The organism is Sinobacterium norvegicum, from assembly GCF_923077115.1.
In the GTDB taxonomy this organism is placed as follows: domain Bacteria; phylum Pseudomonadota; class Gammaproteobacteria; order Pseudomonadales; family Sinobacteriaceae; genus Sinobacterium; species Sinobacterium norvegicum.
In genome coordinates this window covers 514,965-536,966 of sequence record NZ_CAKLPX010000001.1, presented here as the reverse complement: position 1 = coordinate 536,966, position 22,002 = coordinate 514,965, and the positions used below count along the sequence as shown (strand labels likewise).

Below are 22,002 nucleotides of genomic sequence, written 5' to 3'. Positions count from 1 at the left end.
AACAGATGAACATACCTTATCTAAAGACTATCGCCATCACTTTATTGTTGTCAGGTTGTGCGACCACGCCGCCGAGCAATACGGATAATGTCTGCGATATCTTCGAGGAGAAGAGTGGCTGGTATAAAGATGCCAGCAAGGCCTCCAAGAAATGGGGTGGATCGATTCCAACCATCATGGCTTTTATGCATCAAGAGTCTCGTTTCGTTCATGATGCACGGCCTCAGCGGGGAACTTTTCTATGGATTTTTCCTGGCTCTAGGCCTTCTAACGCTTTAGGTTATTCCCAGGCGCTCAATGGCACCTGGGATGACTATAAGAGCAAAACGGGTAACAGTGGAGCCAGTCGTAAAAACTTTGGTGATGCTGCTGATTTTATAGCCTGGTATAACAGCAATACGGTCAAGCAAACTAATATTAAGCCCTGGGACAATAAGGCGTTGTACCTGGCCTATCACGATGGCCCCGGTGGCTATAACCGCGGCACTTATAAAAACAAACAGTGGTTAATTAATGTTTCACAGGGTGTTGCCGATAACGCCTGGCGTTACCGCAAACAGCTCGAAGTTTGTGAGGCTAAACTGATCAGAGACAGTAAATTTCTGTGGTTTTTTTAACCTAATTTTTTAGTGGGGAAGAGTGTGAAAAGACTGTTGATTATCTATCACAGCCAGAGCGGCTCCACTGCAAGTCTCGCCCAGGCGGCTTATCGTGGTGCCTTGACGGAAAGTGAGATTGAAACGGTTCTCTGTCGCGCCTTTGAAGCTGATGCTGCATTGCTGAGAAGTAGTGATGCGGTTGTTTTCGCCACCCCCGAGAACTTCGGTACCATGTCAGGGGGGTTAAAAGATTTTTTCGATCGAACCTATTATGCCTGTATTGAGCAGCAGATGAACCTCAGTTATGCCTTGCTGGTCAGTGCGGGTAATGATGGTAGTGGTGCGGTGCGTGATGTTGACAGAATTTGTAAGGGCTATCCGCTGAAAAAGGTGGCCACGGAAATAGTGGTCAAAGGTATTCCAGACAACAAGGCATTGCAACGGTGTTATGAGCTGGGACAACAGCTGGCAGTGGGCTTGGCTTTTGGTATTTATTAAAATCTATTTCGTAACTTACCGACTGATTTGATAGACTATTTTGACTTTTGGCGTTGCTGTCTAGATTCGCCGAATAATAAATAGAATGCATTGTTAGCGGAGAGTAATCATCGAGACTACATGGGATGTATTGAGTCTAGGTCGACCGACTGAGGGCGCTAGTCGAGAATCGGTGTTAAAAGCCTTGGCTGATTTGAATATGTCGGCGACCAATGCCCAGCGATTACTCGCTGGAAAACAGCAGTTAATTAAGAAAGATTTACCCCATAAAACGGCTTTTGCCTATCAGCGAAAGCTCTCGGCCACCGGTTTGCAGGTGGTGATCAACAAGCATCGACCACCCCAGTCGACATCTGTCAGTGCACTGGCGGTAGAGTCTTCTAACGATAGCTCTGAGGTGTCAGTGCGTCGCAGCTGTCCAAAGTGCCAAAAACAGGTTGCTAAGAAGGCTGTAGAATGTCGGCACTGTGGTATTTTCTTTGCTAAATTCAATGCCGCCCAAGCGGTACAGCAAGAGCAGGTGCCGCAGAATGAGCAGCAGATAGGTCAGGCTGTTAAGGCTGTTGATCATCCGCCGCTGCCATGGGGTAAAATAATAGCTGCGGTCGTGGTGTTGGTGGTTGTTTATGCGGGCAAACTGTCTCTGTTTAACCCGCCAGACTTTAGTCTCATCGGCCAATCTTCAAAGGCGCAGGCGGCAGGCAAAGCGGTTTACCAAAGCAACCAGCTCAGCAATCAAAAAATTAATATGTCTGCTTATTTGCTGGTGGCAGATTATGACGCTCTTGAGACAGAATTGTCTGCGCTTGAAATGGATTACCGCAAAGATATTCAGTGGGAAACCGCCTATTATTTTTCATTTTTAAATTTGGTTGAGGCCGGTATTACCTTCGAGATGGTTAATGGTTGGGTGGCTAAAACTGATTCAATTTATGCCTATACCGCCAGAGGGGCGTGGTTTGCTGATAAGGCCATGGAGGCCAGAGGGAGTTGTTTGGCTAGATGTGTTACCGAACAGCAATTTAAAGATCAGACAAAATATAGCCGGCTGGCGATTAATGATTTTAATCATGTATTGCAAGAGCGGCCCGATATGATGCCGGTGTATCCATTATTAATAGCGATCAGTACTGCCAGGGGTGTTCGGGTTGATCGACGGGAGGTTGTTGACGCAGCCATCGAGCAGAATCCGGGCAGCTATTACGTACGAAGCACCTATATTAACAAATTAGAACCACGCTGGGGTGGCTCATATAGCAAAATGGATGGCTTCGCTGAAGAGCAGCAGCAATACCTGGCATTCAACCCAAAGCTGTATTTGTTGCTGGGGCGCTCTCATGCAGACAAGGCCTGGTATGCTAAACGCGACAAACAATGTCAGATGGGCATTGAACATATGAAGGCAGCACTCGAATACGGCGTGACGGCAGGCTGGGCAGAACGAATTGCCTGGTGCTATTCCGGCTCTAATCAACCAGAGCCAGCCTTAGAATACATCAATCTATCGGTTGCCCTTGGTGAGACGGATGAAAATTTACGGCTGCAAGAGGTCATACAAAGCCAGCAGGGCGTGGCGATATTTGATCGGGCGCTATAACCTATTCGGCACTATTCAGCACGCTTTTAAACGGCAGATACTGCTCGCAGTCCGCCTTGTATTGTTCGATGTGAGGAGATTCTTGCTGCAAAAAATTATCAATTGCCTCAGCAAAACTGGGGTGTGCAAGCCAATGGTTTGAATAGGTGTAGTTGGGTTCAAAGCCCCGTTGAATCTTATGTTCACCTTGAACGCCTGGGTCAAAGCGCTGTAATTTGTGGTTAATGCAGTATTCGATGCCTTGATAATAACAGAGCTCAAAGTGCAGGTTGTCGAACTCCTCGGCACAGCCCCAGTAGCGACCATACAGAGTTGTTGCATCCTTGAAATACAATGCGCCAGCGATGATGCCATGGCGGCCTCGTGCGGTCATCAACACGATACTGTCGGCCATATTCCGGCCGAGTTGGCTGAAAAATTCAACAGGCAGATAACCGCCGTGGCCACTGCGCTTTGCGTAGGTTGCCTGATAGAACTGACCAAACTGCCGCCATAGCTGATCATCAATTTGGTCGCCGTTAAAATACTCAACGCTCAATTGCTGTTGTGCTAAACAGCGTCTTTCTTTGCGGCAGTTTTTACGTTTTCTGGCGTTGAAAGTCGATAGGTAGTGGTCGAAATCGCGATATTGTTTGTTGTGCCACTGGAAGTGAACGGCCCGACGCTGGCTCAGGCCGCCATCTTTTAGCTGGCTGGATTGATGTGGGTCGCTGAATAGAATGTGGCAGCTGGATAGTCGGTGTTGTTGCGCGTATTGGATGAGATGTTCGCAGACGGCGGATACTGTTTCAGCATTGTCATACGGGGCGATCAGGCAGAGCCTGGGACCCGTTGCCGGGGTGTACGGGATGGCGCTTAACAGCTTGGGGTAATACTGTAGTTGGTTGCGATGATAGGCGTTGGCCCATTCAAAGTCGAAAACATACTCACCGTAACTGTGGCTTTTGAAGTAGAGCGGGATGATGCCAATTAATCGCTCATCATCATAGATAAGCCCGTGGTTAGGTTGCCAGCCTTTTTCAGTCGTCACTGCGCCACTGTCTTCCAGTGCCTGTAAAAATTGATGTTGTAAAAAGGGATAGTCAGCGTTGACGGTGTTATTCCATAGCGCCTTATCGATGGCGTTGATAGAGTCAATGTATTGGATGTTAATCATAAAATGAGTCTGATTTATTGTCGGGGAACAAGCTGCAATTGTGAAACTGGCATTATGGTATTCGTTGTCTTGGTAACCAGCTCACTGGCCGGTTTGCATGCCATGGTTGGGTGTTAATCTAACGCTATCTATTACCACTAACGGCCCCTGAATACTGTCGGTTTCATAGCTGCAGAAGGCTATTTTATCGACATATAAATCCGCGACTGATCTTGGTTCAAAACGCTCAAGGCACTCTACCACTAGTGGGCAATTGAATGCCTCGTCGTAGAGACCGAGGGTAATGTGTGGCGTGTATTCAGTGGCAGGGCTGTCTTCTTCAATAATACTATGCAGTACTCGTCGGATAGCTGAAAGGCCACCTTGTTGATCATCGATAGAAATATAAGGTGAGCCGGCAAAACTGTTTAAGCTGTTCGCCGTCAGGGTGAAGGCGGCGATGTCAGCCTGTATCAGTGCTTCATATTGTTGCTCAAACTGTTCTTTGCTGAAGTGTTTAGGGTCAAGTAAGCCGCTGCTGCTGATCGTAATGTGGGGCTGGCGTCGATAGCCTTTCAGAGTAAGACCTTGAATGTGGTCTGATGCAGCGTTGAAAAGATTTTCCCAGGGCCGGTTCTGAATGATAATGGCCCAGAAACCGTAATGTTTGATACCGCCATGCCACTCGACAAAGTTCCTATCCTGGTGGGCGGTGGTGGTTAAGTGTTGCAGAAATTGCTCGTACATTGCTTAGCCTCAACAGCTTATTTATTCTGACCGACATCAGCTTAACCAAATACAGGCTTTAGTTGAACGCTCAAATAGCTTTTAACGCTTTAATTGCGCGATAAAAGCCTGGCCAGCATTGGACAAACTACGATCCTGATGAAAAATATACCCCAGGCTGCGGTTGATGTTGACTTGATGGATGTCGATGACGCCCACGTCATCATCGAGCATGGTGGCAGGAATTACGCTCCAACCGAGGCCGATATCCACCAGCATTTTTATGGTCTCAAGGTAGTTGGTTGCCATGCTCGAGTTGAGCTGTAGTTTGTTATCGGCAAATAAACTGCTAACTATCTGACCTGTATAGGTATTGAGGCCGGGCAGGATGGCCCGATGTTGACTCAGTTCCTTCAGGCTAATGGTTCTTCCATCGAAGATTGGATGCTGTTTGTGGGCGACGAAAACCAATTTGTCCTGCCATAATAGCCTTTGTTCTATCGGGGGTTGGGGCACAGGAGATAAAGTAATGACGGCCAGTTCGACCTCGCCCTTAAGTACTTTGTCATAGGCTTTTTCAGAGTCGATAAAATCAATGTCGAGTACGACCTGAGCGTGTTGCTCTGCATATTGACGCAATATTGTTGGCAGACGATGCATGCCAATGTGATGGCTGGTGGCCATCTGTAGCAGGCCACTGATATCGCCCTGCAGGTCATGAATCTCCTGTGTGGCTATTTTGAGTTGGTTTAGAATGCCCTGGGCGCGAGGCAGTAATTTTCGGCCAGCCTCCGTCAGTAATACCCGTCGTCCAACGCGGTCAAACAGAGGGGTGTCTAGCTGTTCTTCGAGGGCCGACACGCGCTTGCTAACGGCAGGCTGCGTGAGGTGGAGTTGCTCGGCGGCGATGGAAAACGAGCCGCATTCAGCAATCGCTACAAATGTTTTTAATGCCTGGCTGTCCATAGGCTGATTGCTCCGATGCTTCGCATTACCAAAAGTTATACAAAAGATGAAAAATATGAATTTGTTTTATTTTAATAGCGGTATTATTATTTGCAACATTGAATATGTATTGATGTAGATAATACTTGCTAACAAGACATTGGCGTTATGATTAACGGTTAAGAACAAGCTTGCCAAGATAGGGCGCGGAGAGATAGAGATGGCTGGAAAAACACTGTATGACAAGTTGTGGCAATCACACGTGGTTAAAGAGCGCGATGACGGTACCGCGTTGATTTATATTGATCGCCAATTACTGCATGAAGTGACGTCACCGCAGGCCTTCGAGGGGCTGCGCATTGCCGGTCGTCAGCCTTGGCGTATAGGTGCCAGCTTGGCGACGCCTGATCACAACGTCCCCACCACAACGCAGGAGCGTAGCCAAGGCATTGAGGGTATTGCAGATCCGGTGTCCAAGATTCAGGTAAAGACGCTGGATGATAACTGCCAGGACTTCGGCATTCAGCAGTTTGATATGGGTGATATTCGTCAGGGTATTGTTCATGTCGTCGGCCCAGAGCAGGGCGCAACACTGCCGGGCATGACGATTGTCTGCGGAGATTCTCATACGGCAACCCACGGTGCTTTAGGGGCGTTAGCGCACGGTATCGGCACCTCTGAGGTTGAACATGTGTTGGCCACGGGCTGTCTTATCCAGAAGAAAATGAAAAATATGCTGGTACGGGTTGAAGGTAAGCTCGGCGCCGGCGTGACACCGAAAGATGTGGTGTTGGCGGTTATCGGTAAAATTGGTACGGCTGGCGGTAATGGCTGTGCCATCGAGTTTGGCGGTGAAGTTTTCCGTGCGATGTCGATGGAAGGCCGTATGACAGTCTGCAATATGGCGATTGAAGCCGGTGCCCGTGTCGGTATGGTCGCTGTCGATGATATTACTCTCGACTATGTTAAAGGCCGCCCTTTTGCGCCAAGTGATGACGCATGGCCGCAAGCTGAGGCAGCATGGCGTGACTTGGTCAGCGATGTCGATGCGCATTTCGATACCATTGTTGAGCTTGATGGCGCCGCTATACAGCCCCAAGTCACCTGGGGTACCTCGCCAGAAATGGTACTGCCGGTCGATGCTGTTGTCCCTGCGCCGCAGGATGGCCGGGACGAGGTAGAGCAGACGGCGATTACCCGTGCGCTCGAATATATGGGCTTGTCTGCGGGGCAGGCGATCACCGATATTCAACTCGATCGTGTTTTTATCGGCTCGTGTACTAACTCGCGTATCGAAGATTTACGAGAGGCGGCCGCGGTTGTAAAGGGGCGTACCGTCGCCACTAATATTATTGAAGCATTGGTCGTGCCTGGTTCCGGTTTGGTGAAAGAGCAGGCTGAGGCTGAGGGGCTGGATAAGATCTTTGTAGCGGCGGGCTTGCAGTGGCGTGAGCCAGGCTGCTCTATGTGCTTGGCGATGAATGCTGATAAGTTGGGTCAGGGTGAGCATTGCGCCTCAACCTCTAACCGTAACTTCGAAGGCCGTCAGGGTTTTGGTGGTCGTACGCATTTGGTCAGCCCTGCAATGGCTGCTGCTGCTGCGGTTACTGGTCGCTTTATCGACGTCCGTGAATTAATGGCTTAATAGGGAATAAACAATGAAAGCATTTACGATTGAAAAAGGTATTGTGGCGCCTATGGATCGCGCCAATATCGATACCGACATGATTATTCCTAAGCAGTTTTTAAAGTCGATTAAGCGCAGCGGCTTTGGAAAAAACTTGTTTGATGAATTACGTTATCTCGACGAGGGAATGCCTGATCAGAGCTGTGAAGGGCGTCCGTTAAACACGGATTTTGTGCTCAATCAGGCGCGATATCAGGGCTGTAATATTTTGCTTTCGCGGGCAAACTTCGGCTGTGGTTCCAGCCGGGAGCACGCGCCATGGGCATTAGACGATTACGGTTTTAGGGCTGTGATCGCGCCAAGTTACGCCGATATATTCTTCAATAATTGCTTTAAGAATGGCATATTACCTATTGTTTTACCTGAAGAAATTGTCGATCAATTGTTTTCTGAGGTGGCAGCTGCTAAGGGTTATGAGCTGGCTATCGACTTGCAGCAGCAGGTGGTGATTAAACCCAGTGGTGAGACGATCTCTTTCGAGGTTGATGAATTTCGCCGTCACTGTTTACTGAACGGTTTAGATGATATCGGCCTGACGCTTGAAGACAGCGACGATATCAAGGCATTTGAACAGCAGTGGCAGCAGAAATCGCCGTGGTTGTTCGGTTAATTAATAACAAATTTAGAGTGAGTGAGATCAGCATGAGCAAGAAAGTATTAGTCCTTCCCGGTGATGGTATTGGCCCTGAGATTATGACCGAGGCAGAGCGAGTCCTGCGTTTTGTCGACAGTAAATTTGGTCTTAACCTTACGATTGATCAGGGTCTGGTCGGTGGTGCCGCGATTGATGCAGAGGGCACGGCTCTCCCTCAGCGTACCTTCGATTTAGCCAAGGCCTCCGATGCTATTTTGCTCGGCGCGGTTGGTGGTCCGAAATGGGATAATCTGCCACCAGCGGATCGCCCTGAGAAAGGTGGTTTGCTGAAAATTCGTTCTGAACTGGATTTATTCGGTAACCTGCGTCCAGCGATTCTATACCCGCAGTTGGCCGATGCTTCAAGTCTGAAGCCTGAGGTTGTCTCTGGCTTGGATATCTTGATTGTGCGTGAGCTAACCGGTGGCATTTATTTTGGCCAGCCCCGCGGTATTCGTGCGTTGGAGAACGGTGAGCGTGAAGGCTTCAATACCTATGTTTATAAAGAGTCTGAGATTAAGCGTATTGGTCGTCAAGCCTTTGAGGCTGCTCGAAAGCGCGGTGGACGTCTCTGCAGTGTCGACAAGGCCAATGTATTAGAGGTGACTATGTTGTGGCGCGAGGTGATGATCGAGCTGGGTAAAGAATATCCGGATGTCGAACTCAGTCACATGTACGTCGATAATGCCGCTATGCAGTTGGTGCGAGCGCCGAAGCAATTCGATGTTATCGTGACCGGAAATATGTTTGGTGACATCTTATCGGATGCTGCGGCAATGCTGACCGGTTCAATCGGTATGCTGCCTTCTGCCTCTTTGGATATTAACGGTCGCGGTATGTATGAGCCCTGTCACGGCAGTGCCCCCGATATTGCCGGTCAAGGTAAGGCCAATCCGCTCGCCACTATCTTGTCTGTGGCGATGATGTTGCGTTACTCGCTGGCCGAAGGTGGGGCTGCAGATGTTATCGAGAAGGCTGTCGAGGTGGTTCTCGACCAAGGTTACCGCACGGGTGATATCTTCTCTGAGGGTTGTCAGCTGGTATCTACCAGTGAAATGGGCGATGCCGTCTTAGCGGCCTTACAGGCCTGAAAATCGATGGGGCAGAGTTGATTTCTGCCCGCTTCGCTTTGCTGAAGTGTTGGAGTACTTAAAATGAAAAAAGTTGGGTTTGTAGGTTGGCGTGGCATGGTCGGTTCAGTGTTGATGGACCGCATGCGTGAGGAAAATGATTTTGCGGATATCGAGCCGGTGTTTTTCACCACCAGTAATGTCGGTGGCCAGGGTCCGGAAGTTGGTAAGTCTGCGCCGGCATTAAAGGACGCTGCGGATATTGATGCCTTAAAGGCTATGGATGTCATCATTTCCTGTCAGGGCGGTGATTATACCAAGCAAGTTTTTGCTCCACTGCGTGCCACGGGGTGGGACGGCTATTGGATAGACGCCGCTTCATCGCTGCGTATGGATGACAGCGCCATTATTGTGCTGGACCCGGTCAATGATGATGTTATTCGCCAAGGTTTGGCCGATGGTGTTAAAAACTTTATCGGTGGCAACTGTACCGTCAGTTTGATGCTGATGGCGATTGGCGGCTTGTTTCGCGAGGGCTTGGTGGAATGGGTTAGCGCCCAAACCTATCAGGCGGCTTCAGGCGCTGGCGCGCAGAACATGCGTGAGCTAATCAACCAAATGGGTGCTATTCGAGACAGTGTTGCCGATGAGCTGGCCGACCCTCGCTCTGCGATCTTAGATATTGACCGCAAGGTCGCTGAGGTGATGCGCTCGGATGCGTTTCCGACCGATAACTTTGGCCACCCGTTAGCGGGTTCATTGTTGCCTTGGATTGATGTGCAGCGTGACAATGGTCAGAGTAAGGAGGAGTGGAAGGGGCAGGTAGAGACCAATAAGATTCTCGGGCAAACCGATACACCTGTCCCGATTGACGGCAGCTGTGTACGCATCGGTGCAATGCGCTGTCACAGTCAGGCATTGACGATTAAATTGACCAAGGATTTGCCAATTGCTGAGATCGAAAGAATCATCGCCTCAGCGAATGATTGGGTAAAGGTTGTGCCTAATGACCGTGAAGAAACGCTGCGTGACCTGACGCCTACGGCAACCACGGGCACCTTAACAGTCCCTGTGGGGCGTCTACGTAAGCTGAACATGGGAGGAGAATATTTGTCTGCCTTTACCGTGGGTGATCAGCTATTGTGGGGTGCTGCAGAGCCGCTGAGAAGAATGTTGCGCATTCTACAACAGGGCTGATTCGCTGGCTTGACACCGTTATGTGCTTAAATAAAGCGTCAAAGCAGTCTTTGGCGCTTTTTTTTGAGCTAAGTTAATTTCGTTTTTGTGCAATCAGTCAGATTATTCGTTAAAAATACTGACAAAAAGTGTTAACTGGGTGTCATATATTGCTAAAAACACTAAGATAATGAATACTTAGGCGACAAATAAAATGAAAGTTTTCTGTGTAGCAGTAGATTCAAATATTGCCAGTGAACGTTTCTTTTCAATATAAAAAGACTGAAGTAAAGTCGAGAAGGATAGGTTGGGTTTATGGTACGCAAGTTAGCAGGCGCGTTATTAACGCTCAGTGTGTTAGATGCTCAAGTAGCTCACTCATTAGGTTTGGGTGATCTCACGTTAAATTCCACGCTGAACCAGCCGTTGGATGCAGAGGTTAAATTGTTAAGTGTTGGCGAATTGGATGCCAGCCAAATCCGCATCAACCTTGCAACTGAGAATGATTTTAACCGTGCCGGTGTTGAGCGTTTATTCTTTTTGACCGATTTACGTTTTCGTGTCGAAGTCGACGGCAAGGGCGGTGGTACCTTATTCATCAGCAGTCATAAGCTGGTTCGCGAACCTTTCCTCAATTTTATCATGGAAACCCGCTGGCCCTCAGGCCGGTTAATGCGCGAATATACCGTGCTAATAGATTTGCCGGTATACAGCGACGCTCAGCCCGCAGCCAATATCAAGCCGGCAGAACAGGTTGTGGCCCAGCCTGATACCGCCTCCAGTGGTACGATTATTCGGCAGGCGAGTTCACAGGTTGAAACCTCTCAGCCTGCATCATTAGAAAATAAGCCTGCCAATGTCAGGGTTAAGCGCCAGTCGACTATCGACGGCGACAGCTACACTACTCAGGTTAACGATACGCTGTGGGATATTGCCGCCAAGGCGCGCCCCGATAGCAGTGTTTCTGTGCAGCAGACCATGCTGGCTATCCAGCAAAAAAATCCAGACGCCTTTATCAACGGTAATATTAACCGTCTTAAGGTTGCCAAGAATTTACAGTTGCCAGATCTCGCAGAGATCAGACGACGTTCACGTCAGCAGGCTGTTGCCGATGTTCAGCAGCAAAACAGCAATGCTGATGGCGGTGCAGACCGAGTTATTGAAGCGGGTGATAATGCGAGTAACTCAGTGGAAACGAGTCGGCATAGTGAGTCTGGCCAACTTCGTCTAAAAACGCCAGCCGAAGATGGCGGCTCAGCCGGAACGGGTAGTGGTGCCGGTGAAAGTGGTGTTGAAACAGCCTTGGTTGGCAGTCAGGAAAGCCTTAATAAAGTACAGCGCGAAAATGAAGAGCTGCGATCAAGGCTCAATGACATGGATGGTCAGGTCGAGGATCTGCAGCGTGTTATCGATTTACAAAACGCTCGCCTTGAACGTCTACAGGCCCAATCTGGCGAGGCGACATTAGTCACGGATACTGACGTTGTTGTCGTTGACGAACAGGGTGGGGTTGTTGCTGTCGATGAGGTTGTCGACACCGAGATAATAACAACCGATGCCGACGGCGGTGTTGCTGTCACCGAGGAGGTGGTGGAAGAATTAGCCGTAGCTGAAGAGCCGAAGGCGGAGCCAGTCAAGCCGGTGGTGTTGCCTGCGCAACTGCCAGAAGATGGCTCGTTCATCGATGAGCTGATTGAAGATCCGGCTTATTTGGGAGCGGCAGGTGGCTTAGCGTTGTTGGCGCTGTTGCTGGTTGTTATGCGTCGTCGTAAGAAAGATGAGGGCGATCAGATCGATGGAGGTTTTGACCCGGCTGAGACGACTCCGAACCCGTTGGTTGATGAGCTTGAGCAGAGCGAACTTGATGACTTCGATGAGTTTGAAAATCTCGATGTCGATCAAACGGATGAGACGCATGAGTCTGAGTATGCTGAACAGGGTGATGCTCAAGAAGAAGACTTTATGCTGGACGAGGAGTTTGAACCCTTATCCGGTGATGAGACGTTAGCGGATGAGAATTTCATCAGTGAATACGATGAGCCACTGGAACAAGAGGTGTCAGAGGATGCCGCCGGTGAGGCCGATGTTTATATGGCTTATGGCCGTTATGAGCAGGCGGTTGAGATATTGGATACTGCGCTGGCTGTACGTCCTGATGATGAGGCACTGCATCTGAAGAAGATGGAGGTGCTGGCAAACAGCGGTCAGCGTGAAGGCTTTGTCGCACACTATCACCTGATGGCAGGTCTTGTTGGGACCGGTGCGTTGGCGCAAGCAAAAGATTTGTTGTCCGGTGTCAGTGATGGTGCGCAATGGTCGGAAGATATCAACGCTGTGAGCAGCAGTACTGAGCTGGAGCAAGATCTCGATCTTGATGTTGCGCTCGGTGATGACTTGGAGCTCGATGACATTGAGGACTTTACAGAGGCTGTTCAGTCTGAAGATGTCGTCGTCGATGATTCTGCTGACTTGGCTGAACTAGACAGTATGTTACTGGATGAGTTGGAAGACACAGATCAGGGAAATGAGGCTGCTGTCGCTGATGAGATTGAGTTATCACTGGATGGCTTTGATGAAGAATTATCTTTATCGCTGGATGAAGGTGATGATGATCTATCGCTGGCGCTGGATGACCTAGACGGTGAGCAAGCTCCTGAGTCGGCTTTGCCTGAGGGTTTGGATGATCTTGATATTGAGATGAGTGAGGCCGACATTGAGCTTATCTCTGGTTTGGATGACAGTGAGCTGCCTAATCTTGATGATGAGGATTTGCCTGAGTTGGACGACCTGTCGTTGATGGCAGAGTTGGATTCTGAGTCGGAGGAGTCTGCGGGTGACTTGGCAGATTTTGATGCGGCGGATGATTTCGATTTGTCGGAAGGGTTGGAAATGTCTGATGATTTAGATCTGTCTGAAGATCTTAATCTGGGCGATCTCGATCTGACGGCTTTCGATGAAACTTCGGCTGAGCAGTCGACTGAGCTCGATGATTTGTCTGTTGACGAAGATTTGGTTGTCGACTTGACGGATGATGATCTTGAACTTGCTGGCGAGGGTGAGGAGCCCGCTGTCAGTGATGACGATGAGGTTGCTACCAAGCTTGATTTGGCTCGTGCCTATATTGATATGGGTGATGATGACGGTGCTCGTGATATACTGGAAGAAGTCGTCCAAGAAGGGGATGACAGTCAGCGCGTTGAAGCTGAAGAGTTATTAGCCCGTATCAACTGAGTATGTAATGCCCAAAAGTAGTATCGACACCCTGCAGCGCCCAATACGAAAGATTGTATTGGGCGTTGAGTATGACGGCAGCCAATATCATGGCTGGCAAATACAACGAAAACCTCCCGTGGCTACCGTTCAGGCGGCCTTAGAAAAAGCACTTGCCGCAATTGCAACCGATTCAATTAAAGTACACTGCGCCGGTCGTACCGATGCCGGTGTGCATGGTACCGGTCAGATTGTGCATTTTGAAACCACTGCTGAGCGCCCGATGAAAGCATGGGTTAAGGGTACTAATACTCAATTGGCAAGCAGTGTAAGAGTGTTATGGGCAAGGGAGGTGGCCGATGATTTTCATGCGCGCCACAGCGCCACCTCGCGTCGCTACCGTTATGTCATCACCAACTCTGACGTCAAACCAGCCATTGCCTTTAATAACTTAACCTGGCACGGCTTCCCGCTTGATGAGCGTCGTATGCATCTGGCTGCCCAGGCATTGTTAGGGGAGCATGACTTTACCTCTTTTCGAGCCCTCGCCTGCCAATCCAAAACCGCCTTTCGCAACGTACACAATATAACGGTCACCAGGCAGGGGCCTCTGATCGTCGTTGATATCATAGCCAATGCGTTTTTGTTGCATATGGTACGCAATATTGTCGGTAGTCTTCTTGCAATTGGTGATGGTCGACAACCTGTAGAGTGGATGGCTGAATTGCTGGCAGGTAAAGACCGCTCTGTGGCGGCAGCGACAGCTGCGCCCAACGGCCTCTACTTGGTCAAGGTGGGTTACCCGGAGCGCTATGCCATACCAGTGATGCCATTAGGTCCTTGTTTTTTTACTGATTGACCCATAAACAGGTAAAATCATTGGAAATAGCTCGGCCGCAATGGTGTTTGGTCGTTAGCTTCTGGTAGACTACGTGCTTGAATTTTTAAGCCATAGGTCGGACTCTTGTTAACCCGTATCAAAGTGTGTGGCATTACCCAGGTAGAAGATGCTCTACATGCTGTGGCATCGGGTGCAGATGCTATCGGTCTCGTCTTCTATGCCGATAGCCCGCGCAATGTCACTATAGAACAAGCGGCAGTGATTGCGCAGGCACTGCCTCCCTTTGTCACCTGCGTGGGTTTATTTGTTAATGCGGATGCGAGCTTTGTTGATGCGGTGTTGGCTGACGTCAAATTAAGCTGTTTACAGTTCCATGGTGATGAATCTGCAGTGTTTTGCCAACAATTCAATCGCCCGTGGATCAAGGCGATAAGAATGCGGGACGACGTTGATTTGATTGCGGCGTCGCAACGATATAACCAAGCTCAAGCACTGTTGCTTGATGCTTATAAGAAAGGTGTTCCAGGAGGAACAGGTGAACGTTTTGATTGGCATAAGATACCCGCTGATTTGGCTTCGCGCATTGTCTTGGCCGGCGGTTTAAACAGTGAAAATGTAGGGCAGGCGATAGCAACGGCCAAACCCTACGCAGTTGACGTCAGTGGTGGTGTTGAAGCCCGCCCTGGGGTTAAAGATAAAAGTAAAGTGAGTGAATTCTGTCGTCGTGTAAACGCCAGTTTCACCTACGCGGAGTAAATAATGAGCGATAAAATAACGACAGATACAATACGAAACATGCCCGATGACAATGGTCGTTTTGGTGCATATGGTGGCCGTTTTGTCTCAGAAACACTGATGGCAGCATTGGATGATCTCGATGTCATGTATGAGACGCTGTCAAAGACAGAGGCGTTCCAGCGTGAATTTGATCATGACTTAGCCCACTATGTCGGCCGCCCTTCGCCGTTATATCATGCCGAGCGGTTGAGTAAGTCTGTTGGTGGTGCACAGATATACCTAAAACGAGAAGATTTAAATCATACCGGCGCCCATAAGATCAACAATACCATTGGTCAGGCATTATTAGCCAAATACAGTGGTAAAAAGCGTGTTATTGCAGAGACCGGTGCCGGTCAGCACGGTGTTGCCACGGCAACGATTGCTGCTCGACTTGGGCTTGAGTGCCAGGTATTTATGGGTGAGGAAGATATTCAGCGTCAGGCGATGAATGTCTATCGTATGAAACTATTGGGTGCTGAGGTGATCTCTGTCAGCTCTGGTTCAAAAACCTTAAAGGATGCCATGAATGAAGCGATGCGGGATTGGGTGACCAATGTCGATGACACCTTCTACATCATTGGTACCGCCGCAGGCCCACACCCTTATCCTAAATTGGTCAGGGACTTTCAGTGTGTGATCGGGCGCGAAGCCCGAGAGCAGATGCTGGCACAGGCCGGTTGTTTGCCTGATGCGCTGGTTGCCTGTGTGGGCGGTGGTTCAAATGCTATCGGGCTGTTTCATCCGTTCCTTGATGACAAAGACGTTGCTATTTACGGTGTTGAAGCCGGTGGTCATGGGGTTGAAACCGGTAAGCATGCGGCACCGTTGAGTGTCGGTCAGCCCGGTATTTTACACGGCAACCGCACTTATTTGATGGAAGATGATAATGGCCAAATTGTTCATACTCATTCAGTATCAGCTGGCCTAGATTACCCCGGTGTTGGACCTGAACATTCATGGTTGAAAGATATCGGTCGTGCTCAGTATGTGTCGATTACCGATGATGAGGCACTTAAAGGCTTCCGTGATTTGACCCGGATTGAGGGGATTATCCCTGCGCTAGAATCCAGCCATGCCATCGCATACGCCACTAAGCTTGCCGCGACAATGAGGCCTGACCAAACGGTGTTGGTTAATTTGTCTGGTCGTGGTGATAAAGATATTCATACTGTAGCGGCTATTGACGGTTTAGAAGTCTAGTCCCAGTAGGTAAAGAATTGAGGAGTGATACGTGAGTCGATTAAGTGATAAGTGGGATGAACTTAAAGCCCAGGGTCGTAAAGCATTAATACCCTATATTGTGGCGGGTGATCCAAACCCAGAATTTACCGTAGAAGCCCTGCATGAGCTGGTGGCAAAGGGGTCGGATATCCTCGAGCTCGGGGTGCCTTTTTCTGACCCTATGGCTGAGGGGCCGACTATTGCATTGGGGCACGAACGTGCGCTGGAGCACAATGTTGGCCTAAAAGATGTTTTAGCTATGGTAGCGAGTTTCCGACAGCAGGATAATACTACGCCGGTTGTTTTGATGGGGTATGCTAACCCCGTTGAGGTCATGGGGCATGCTGAATTCGCTAAAGCAGCCTCTCAGGCTGGGGTTGATGGTTTGTTAACCGTCGATTTACCGCCAGAGGAAGCTGGTAGTTTGGATAGTGAGCTCAAGCAGGTTGGTATTGACAATATTTTCTTGTTAGCGCCGACAACAACCGATGCTAGAGCGCAGAAGATTTGTGATGCTGCTTCAGGCTATTTGTATTATGTATCAGTAAAAGGTGTGACAGGCGCTGGTAACCTTGATGTTGAGGAGGTCTCGAGCCGGGTTAGCAGCCTGCGTTCGATGACCGATTTGCCGATCAGTGTAGGTTTTGGTATCAAAGATGCTGACACCGCCGCGGCGATAGCCAGTGTCAGCGATGGGGCGGTTGTGGGTAGTGCATTGGTTCAGCGTATCTATCAACAGTCTACTAAAATGAACAATAGTGAGTTGGCCCAATATGGGGCTGAACTTATTGCAGATATGCGTACAGCGATCGATAATAACAAATAAAAGTGATGGGTCGGCGATATAATCACCGGCCACTGTAAGCGTATTAGGACGATAAACCGTTATTTTGAGTGAGGATTACGGGAAGAATATGAGCTGGTTAGATAAGATTTTACCCTCAATGGGTCGTGGTGAAGAGCGTTCTAATAAGGGCGATAAAGGCAGCAATGTCCCTGAAGGTCTATGGAAGACCTGTATCAAATGTGATTCGGTATTGTATCGCCCTGAGCTTGAGCGGGCGCTGGATGTCTGTCCCAAGTGTGATCATCATATGCGTATTGGTGCCCGTCGCCGCCTCGATATTTTTCTTGATGAAGGTGACCGTACTGAGCTTGCTACTGAGGTACAGCCGGTTGATCGCTTGAAGTTTAAAGATTTAAAGAAGTATAAAGATCGTCTGTCTGCGGCGCAGAAGTCGACCGGTGAAGATGATGCGCTAGTGGCAATGCAAGGCAACCTGAAGGGAATGCCTGTCGTTGTTGCGGCCTTCGAATTTAACTTCCACGGCGGTTCAATGGGCTATGCCGTTGGTGAGCGATTCACTCGTGCTGCAAACGCTGCGCTGGAACAGGGTGTACCGTTTATCTGTTACTCCGCCACCGGTGGTGCTCGTATGCAGGAAGCGTTAATTTCGCTGATGCAGATGGCCAAAACCAGTGCTGTTATTCGTAAACTCAAAAAAGCGGGTGTTCCGTATGTGTCGGTGATAACTGACCCTACCTACGGTGGTGTTTCTGCCAGTTTGGCTCTGCTGGGTGATATTAATGTTGCTGAACCTAATGCACGGGCTGGTTTCGCTGGGCCAAACATTATTGAGCAGACCATTCGCCAGAAATTGCCTGAAGGTTTTCAGCTCAGTGAGTTCTTGATGGAGCACGGTGCCATCGATTTGATCGTGCCTCGATACGAAATGCGCGATAAGCTCTATTCAGTCTTGTCTAAGTTGACACACCGCAACGTCGCATAATGCGATTGTTGTAAGGCTGAATTGGAGTGTTAATTAGCTATGGTGCAGTCTAAGATTGCGGTGAATGATTGGCTGCAGCGTATAGAAGCGCTGCACCCTGCTGATATAGAACTCGGTCTTGACCGAATAAATGAAGTCGCGAAAAGGTTGCAGCTACTGCAGCCTTGCTCTTTTGTGGTAACGGTTGCCGGCACCAACGGTAAGGGTTCAACCGTTGCGACATTAGAGGCGCTTCTTTTAGCCAGCGGCCAGTCGGTTGGCTGCTATACCTCCCCCCATATTTTACGGTTTAATGAGCGTATTAAAATTGGTGGCATTGCCATCGATGACGATACCTTGGTCGAGGCTTTTGAGGCTATTGAATCAGCGCGAGGCGAAATAGATCTCACCTTTTTTGAATTTACCACGCTGGCAGGGCTGTATTGCTTTGCTGATAGGGGCGTCGATGTCATTCTTTTTGAGGTCGGTCTGGGCGGTCGCTTGGATGCGACCAATATTATCGACGCAGATATCGCAGTCGTAACCAATATATCGATAGATCATGAAAGTTGGTTGGGCAGCGACCGAGAAGTTATAGGGCCGGAGAAAGCCGGTATATGCCGCATTGGGCGGCCCGTCATCTGTGCCGATTTAGATCCCCCCAAAAGTTTGTCTACCAGTTTTGCTCAGATAGGCGCCAAGCCGCTATGGATCGGTCGTGATTTTGGTTTTGACACTGATCAGCTCTGGACGCAATCTGGCTGTGAGTTAATTATCGATGAGCTGCCATTATCCTATGAGGCCGCCGCAACGGCTGCGCAGGTTATCGAATTATCGCCATTCACCATGCCACCGAATGCTTCGCAGGTATTGTCTTCGATCAAGCTGGCTGGTCGATATCAGCGCCTACAGTATCAGACGCTTTCGGTTATCTTAGATGTTGCTCATAACCCTGCTTCTGCCGAACGTTTGGCTCGACGGCTAAAGTCTGATGACGGCATTATTGGGCGCTGTCATGTACTGCTTGGGGCAATGGCTGATAAGGATGTGGCTGGTTTAATCGAGCCACTGGCAAAGGTTGTCGATGGCGGTTGGTTTGTGACTAACTTAAAGGTTGATCGTGCTGCTAAAGCCGAAGATCTGGCCGATGTGTTGTACCAAAACAATATAAAGATGGTTAGTATTAACAAGAATTTAAGCCAAGCGTTAGCCCGGTTGTCGACGCTGGTAGGGCAGGATGATACGGTTGTTATTTGCGGTTCGTTTTTCACCGTATCAGAAGCATTAGCATTATTTAATCGGAAAGAGGCTAAGCGGTGACAAGAAACATCAGACAGCGTGTTATTGGCGCAATTATTTTAACCGGTTTGGCGGTTATTTTTTTGCCGATATTACTCAACCCGCAAAACGGGGAAGAGATTGTTGTCGAGATGAAACTTAATTCGCCTGATCTTCAGCGTTTTGTTATCGATAACCCCAGGCTTGTTAAAGACAGCGGGACAGTCGGTAGCTATCAGCGCCAGATTGAGCCTCTGAATGTCTCGGCTAGTTCACAGTTGCCAGCCCCAGCTGATAAGACTGATACGCCAGTGAGATTGGCGGTGGATGAGGTGCCGGCAATGACGTCTGATATGCAGCGTCAGCAGCCGGTATTGGATGCGCAGGGGCTGCCGATAGCCTGGACAGTTCAAGTGGCTAGTTTCGGAAGTGAAAAAAACGCCAGAGCGATTGAAAAGTCACTTAAAAATAGCGGTTATCTTGTCTATGTGAAAAAGGCGAAGTTACAGCAGAAGCCGGTATGGCGGGTATTTCTTGGCCCGATGGTCAACAAATCGGATGCGTTAGCAATAAATAAAAAATTAGCAAAGACGCATCAATTTAGCGGCCTAATTGTTCGCTTTGTCCCATAATTGTAGCTATTTGAATCGACTGTTTGTTACAATCCACAGCCTCTTTGAACAGATAGATATTTGACTATTTTTCACTATGAATGTTGCTGATTGGATTATTGTGGCGGTTATCGTCATTTCTTGTGTTATCAGCCTTTGGCGCGGGTTTGTTAAAGAAGCGCTGTCTCTTGTCGTCTGGGCGTTGGCCTTCTTTGTGGCGATGACTTTTGCCGAAGGTATGAACACGTTCCTGTCCGACAGTATCGCAACGGCCTCACTCCGCCAAATAACCTCTTTCGGTATCTTATTTGTATTGACACTTATCGTCGGCTCGATGGTCAATTTCTTGGTCGGTGAATTGGTCAAAATGACCGGTTTAAGCGGCACCGACCGTTTACTGGGTACAGTGTTTGGTGCCATGAGGGGGGTTATTTTAGTGCTTGCCGTTTTAATTTTGGCGCCACCTATACTGCATATAGACCAAGACACTTGGTGGCGTGAATCTACCCTGATCCCGCAGTTTTTGGTGCTAGAGACCTGGGGGCGTGAAACAGGTTCAATTGTGTTCAGTTGGGTTACCAGCAAGTTTTAAGTTTTCTCGTTGCTGCGGCTTTCGCAGCAATGGTTTTAGGGCATGATTTCATGCTGAATAATCGCTATTACAATGTAGGCCGGAGTTAACTCGCATGTGTGGAATAGTGGGCGTTGTCGCCAAGAGTAATGTTAACCAATCTTTATTTGATGCGTTGACTGTTTTACAACACCGAGGACAAGATGCGGCAGGCATGGTGACCTGCGATCAAAGTTCTTTGCATCAACGTAAGGGAAATGGGTTGGTTCGAGATGTATTTAGAACCCGGCACATGACTCGTTTAGTGGGCACGATGGGTATTGGGCATGTCAGATACCCAACGGCCGGTGGCTCAAGCCCAGCCTTGGCACAGCCTTTTTACGTCAACTCTCCCTACGGTATTAGCCTGGCTCATAATGGCAACCTAACCAATGCCGAACAACTGACAAAGGAGGTGTTTAAAACCAACCTTCGTCATATGAACACCGATTCGGATTCGGAGGTGTTGCTGAATGTCTTCGCCAATGAGTTGCAGACCCTTGGTAAACTAACGCCGACATATCGTGACGTATTTGCAGCGGTTAAAAACGTGCATAGCCGGTGCCGTGGTGCCTACGCTGTGGTGGCGATGATAGCAAATCATGGCATGGTGGGATTCCGTGACCCTAATGGTATACGACCACTGGTCCTCGGTGAGCGTGATGGCGTAGAGGGTAAGGAGTATATGATTGCCTCCGAATCGGTTGCTCTCGATGTACTTGGCTTCAGCTTTAGCCGAGACATTGCTCCCGGTGAAGCGGTTTATATCGATGTGCAGGGTAATCTTCACAGCCAGCAATGTGCCGAGAACACACGGTTGGTGCCCTGTATTTTTGAGCATGTTTACTTTGCTCGCCCCGACAGCGTCATCGATGGTATCAGCGTTTATCAGTCTCGCGTTAAGCAAGGCATTAAATTAGCACAGAAAATCAATCGCGATTACAGTGATCTAAAAATCGATGCCATTGTGCCTATCCCCGATACGTCTACCATTGCGGCAGAGGCGATGGCGATGGAATTAGGCGTTAAGTACAGCCTGGGCTTGGTTAAAAACCGCTATATTGGTCGCACCTTCATCATGCCAGGGCAAACGCAGCGTAAAAAGTCTGTTCGCCAAAAGCTTAATGCCGTGCGTAGTGAGTTTGAGGGCAAGAATATTATGCTGGTTGATGATTCCATTGTGCGTGGCACAACCTGTCGTCAAATTATTGAAATGGTACGTGAAGCAGGGGCAAACAAGGTGTATTTCGCCTCGGCAGCGCCGCCGGTACGCTACCCTAACGTGTACGGTATCGATATGCCGTCGGTCGATGAGTTGATTGCCGGTGGGCGTACCATTGACGAAGTGGGTCAATTGATTGGTACTGACTTCTTGTTATACCAAGACTTAGATGATTTGATTGAGTGTTCTAGTGGTATGAATGAAAACGTGAAAGCGTTCGATTGCTCAGTGTTTAATGGTGATTATGTTACCGCAGATATTGATCGCGCCTATTTAGAGCGTCTTCATGCCAGTCGAAATGACTCAACTAAATCAGAAAATGCTGCTGAAGAAAGTGGCGATGGCGCCTTTCTCGAGATACATAACGAGGCGTCACAGGAGAATTAACACGCT

General features: G+C 49.0%; 20 protein-coding genes. 17 read left to right on the top strand and 3 right to left on the bottom strand.

Annotated features, from left to right (window positions below; genetic code table 11):
- Positions 1–5: 5 nt before the first annotated feature.
- From L9P87_RS02315 to L9P87_RS02305, 3 genes are all read left to right on the top strand, one after another.
- A complete protein-coding gene (locus L9P87_RS02315; protein ID WP_237443059.1) occupies positions 6–617 on the top strand; it encodes a transglycosylase SLT domain-containing protein in 612 nt (203 codons plus the stop codon).
- A gap of 24 nt (positions 618–641) precedes the next feature.
- Positions 642–1,097 (top strand): flavodoxin family protein, encoded by a 456-nt coding sequence (locus L9P87_RS02310; protein WP_237443058.1) that lies wholly within the window; start codon positions 642–644, stop codon positions 1,095–1,097.
- A gap of 130 nt (positions 1,098–1,227) precedes the next feature.
- Complete coding sequence (locus L9P87_RS02305) at positions 1,228–2,694, top strand: hypothetical protein (protein ID WP_237443057.1); 1,467 nt, start codon at positions 1,228–1,230, stop codon at positions 2,692–2,694.
- 1 nt (position 2,695) lies between these two features.
- Here L9P87_RS02305 and L9P87_RS02300 read toward each other — a convergent pair whose 3' ends face one another.
- The 3 genes from L9P87_RS02300 to L9P87_RS02290 form a co-directional block, all read right to left on the bottom strand.
- Positions 2,696–3,850: a GNAT family N-acetyltransferase gene (locus L9P87_RS02300; protein ID WP_237443056.1), complete on the bottom strand. Its 1,155-nt coding sequence runs from the start codon at positions 3,848–3,850 to the stop codon at positions 2,696–2,698.
- 81 nt (positions 3,851–3,931) lie between these two features.
- Complete coding sequence (locus L9P87_RS02295) at positions 3,932–4,576, bottom strand: 2'-5' RNA ligase family protein (protein WP_237443055.1); 645 nt, start codon at positions 4,574–4,576, stop codon at positions 3,932–3,934.
- Between the two features lie 81 nt (positions 4,577–4,657).
- Positions 4,658–5,521 (bottom strand): LysR family transcriptional regulator, encoded by an 864-nt coding sequence (locus tag L9P87_RS02290; protein ID WP_237443054.1) that lies wholly within the window; start codon positions 5,519–5,521, stop codon positions 4,658–4,660.
- A 199-nt stretch (positions 5,522–5,720) separates the two neighbouring features.
- Between L9P87_RS02290 and leuC the strand changes: the two genes are divergently transcribed.
- The 14 genes from leuC to purF all read left to right on the top strand — a co-directional run bounded on the left by leuC (position 5,721) and on the right by purF (position 21,996).
- Positions 5,721–7,145: a 3-isopropylmalate dehydratase large subunit gene (leuC, locus tag L9P87_RS02285; protein ID WP_237443052.1), complete on the top strand. Its 1,425-nt coding sequence runs from the start codon at positions 5,721–5,723 to the stop codon at positions 7,143–7,145.
- Positions 7,146–7,158: 13 nt separating this feature from the next.
- A complete protein-coding gene (leuD, locus tag L9P87_RS02280; protein WP_237443051.1) occupies positions 7,159–7,797 on the top strand; it encodes a 3-isopropylmalate dehydratase small subunit in 639 nt (212 codons plus the stop codon).
- Positions 7,798–7,829: 32 nt separating this feature from the next.
- Positions 7,830–8,912 carry a 3-isopropylmalate dehydrogenase gene (gene leuB / locus L9P87_RS02275; protein ID WP_237443050.1) on the top strand — a complete coding sequence of 361 codons (1,083 nt, stop codon included), beginning with the start codon at positions 7,830–7,832 and terminating at the stop codon, positions 8,910–8,912.
- A 63-nt stretch (positions 8,913–8,975) separates the two neighbouring features.
- Positions 8,976–10,088, top strand: a complete 1,113-nt coding sequence (gene asd, locus L9P87_RS02270; RefSeq protein WP_237443049.1) for an aspartate-semialdehyde dehydrogenase — start codon at positions 8,976–8,978, stop codon at positions 10,086–10,088.
- Between the two features lie 294 nt (positions 10,089–10,382).
- Positions 10,383–13,298 carry a FimV/HubP family polar landmark protein gene (locus L9P87_RS02265; RefSeq protein WP_237443048.1) on the top strand — a complete coding sequence of 972 codons (2,916 nt, stop codon included), beginning with the start codon at positions 10,383–10,385 and terminating at the stop codon, positions 13,296–13,298.
- A 7-nt stretch (positions 13,299–13,305) separates the two neighbouring features.
- Positions 13,306–14,136 (top strand): tRNA pseudouridine(38-40) synthase TruA, encoded by an 831-nt coding sequence (gene truA / locus L9P87_RS02260; RefSeq protein WP_237443047.1) that lies wholly within the window; start codon positions 13,306–13,308, stop codon positions 14,134–14,136.
- A 105-nt stretch (positions 14,137–14,241) separates the two neighbouring features.
- Entirely contained in the window at positions 14,242–14,874 is a 633-nt protein-coding gene (locus tag L9P87_RS02255; RefSeq protein WP_237443046.1) for a phosphoribosylanthranilate isomerase, read from the top strand.
- Between the two features lie 3 nt (positions 14,875–14,877).
- Positions 14,878–16,098 (top strand): tryptophan synthase subunit beta, encoded by a 1,221-nt coding sequence (trpB, locus tag L9P87_RS02250; protein ID WP_237443044.1) that lies wholly within the window; start codon positions 14,878–14,880, stop codon positions 16,096–16,098.
- A gap of 31 nt (positions 16,099–16,129) precedes the next feature.
- Positions 16,130–16,945, top strand: coding sequence for a tryptophan synthase subunit alpha (gene trpA, locus L9P87_RS02245; RefSeq protein WP_237443043.1), 816 nt, complete (start codon positions 16,130–16,132; stop codon positions 16,943–16,945).
- Positions 16,946–17,033: 88 nt separating this feature from the next.
- Positions 17,034–17,909 carry an acetyl-CoA carboxylase, carboxyltransferase subunit beta gene (gene accD / locus L9P87_RS02240; RefSeq protein WP_237443042.1) on the top strand — a complete coding sequence of 292 codons (876 nt, stop codon included), beginning with the start codon at positions 17,034–17,036 and terminating at the stop codon, positions 17,907–17,909.
- 39 nt (positions 17,910–17,948) lie between these two features.
- On the top strand, positions 17,949–19,208 hold the full coding sequence (folC, locus tag L9P87_RS02235; protein WP_237443041.1) for a bifunctional tetrahydrofolate synthase/dihydrofolate synthase: 1,260 nt from the start codon (positions 17,949–17,951) through the stop codon (positions 19,206–19,208).
- Positions 19,205–19,798: an SPOR domain-containing protein gene (locus L9P87_RS02230; RefSeq protein ID WP_237443040.1), complete on the top strand. Its 594-nt coding sequence runs from the start codon at positions 19,205–19,207 to the stop codon at positions 19,796–19,798. Before folC ends, L9P87_RS02230 begins: the two co-directional genes overlap by 4 nt.
- 76 nt (positions 19,799–19,874) lie before the next feature.
- Positions 19,875–20,369, top strand: coding sequence for a CvpA family protein (locus L9P87_RS02225; RefSeq protein ID WP_237443039.1), 495 nt, complete (start codon positions 19,875–19,877; stop codon positions 20,367–20,369).
- A 94-nt stretch (positions 20,370–20,463) separates the two neighbouring features.
- Positions 20,464–21,996 (top strand): amidophosphoribosyltransferase, encoded by a 1,533-nt coding sequence (gene purF, locus L9P87_RS02220; protein WP_237443038.1) that lies wholly within the window; start codon positions 20,464–20,466, stop codon positions 21,994–21,996.
- Positions 21,997–22,002 lie beyond the last annotated feature (6 nt).

Coding starts and splice junctions, on each gene's coding strand:
- asd (WP_237443049.1), top strand. CDS start 8,976: ATGAAAAAAGTTGGGTTTGTAGGTTGGCGTGGCATGGTCGGTTCAGTG.
- purF (WP_237443038.1), top strand. CDS start 20,464: ATGTGTGGAATAGTGGGCGTTGTCGCCAAGAGTAATGTTAACCAATCT.
- L9P87_RS02300 (WP_237443056.1), bottom strand. CDS start 3,850: ATGATTAACATCCAATACATTGACTCTATCAACGCCATCGATAAGGCG.
- L9P87_RS02225 (WP_237443039.1), top strand. CDS start 19,875: ATGAATGTTGCTGATTGGATTATTGTGGCGGTTATCGTCATTTCTTGT.
- leuC (WP_237443052.1), top strand. CDS start 5,721: ATGGCTGGAAAAACACTGTATGACAAGTTGTGGCAATCACACGTGGTT.
- L9P87_RS02315 (WP_237443059.1), top strand. CDS start 6: ATGAACATACCTTATCTAAAGACTATCGCCATCACTTTATTGTTGTCA.
- trpB (WP_237443044.1), top strand. CDS start 14,878: ATGAGCGATAAAATAACGACAGATACAATACGAAACATGCCCGATGAC.
- leuB (WP_237443050.1), top strand. CDS start 7,830: ATGAGCAAGAAAGTATTAGTCCTTCCCGGTGATGGTATTGGCCCTGAG.
- truA (WP_237443047.1), top strand. CDS start 13,306: ATGCCCAAAAGTAGTATCGACACCCTGCAGCGCCCAATACGAAAGATT.
- folC (WP_237443041.1), top strand. CDS start 17,949: ATGGTGCAGTCTAAGATTGCGGTGAATGATTGGCTGCAGCGTATAGAA.
- accD (WP_237443042.1), top strand. CDS start 17,034: ATGAGCTGGTTAGATAAGATTTTACCCTCAATGGGTCGTGGTGAAGAG.
- L9P87_RS02295 (WP_237443055.1), bottom strand. CDS start 4,576: ATGTACGAGCAATTTCTGCAACACTTAACCACCACCGCCCACCAGGAT.
- leuD (WP_237443051.1), top strand. CDS start 7,159: ATGAAAGCATTTACGATTGAAAAAGGTATTGTGGCGCCTATGGATCGC.
- L9P87_RS02290 (WP_237443054.1), bottom strand. CDS start 5,521: ATGGACAGCCAGGCATTAAAAACATTTGTAGCGATTGCTGAATGCGGC.
- L9P87_RS02265 (WP_237443048.1), top strand. CDS start 10,383: ATGGTACGCAAGTTAGCAGGCGCGTTATTAACGCTCAGTGTGTTAGAT.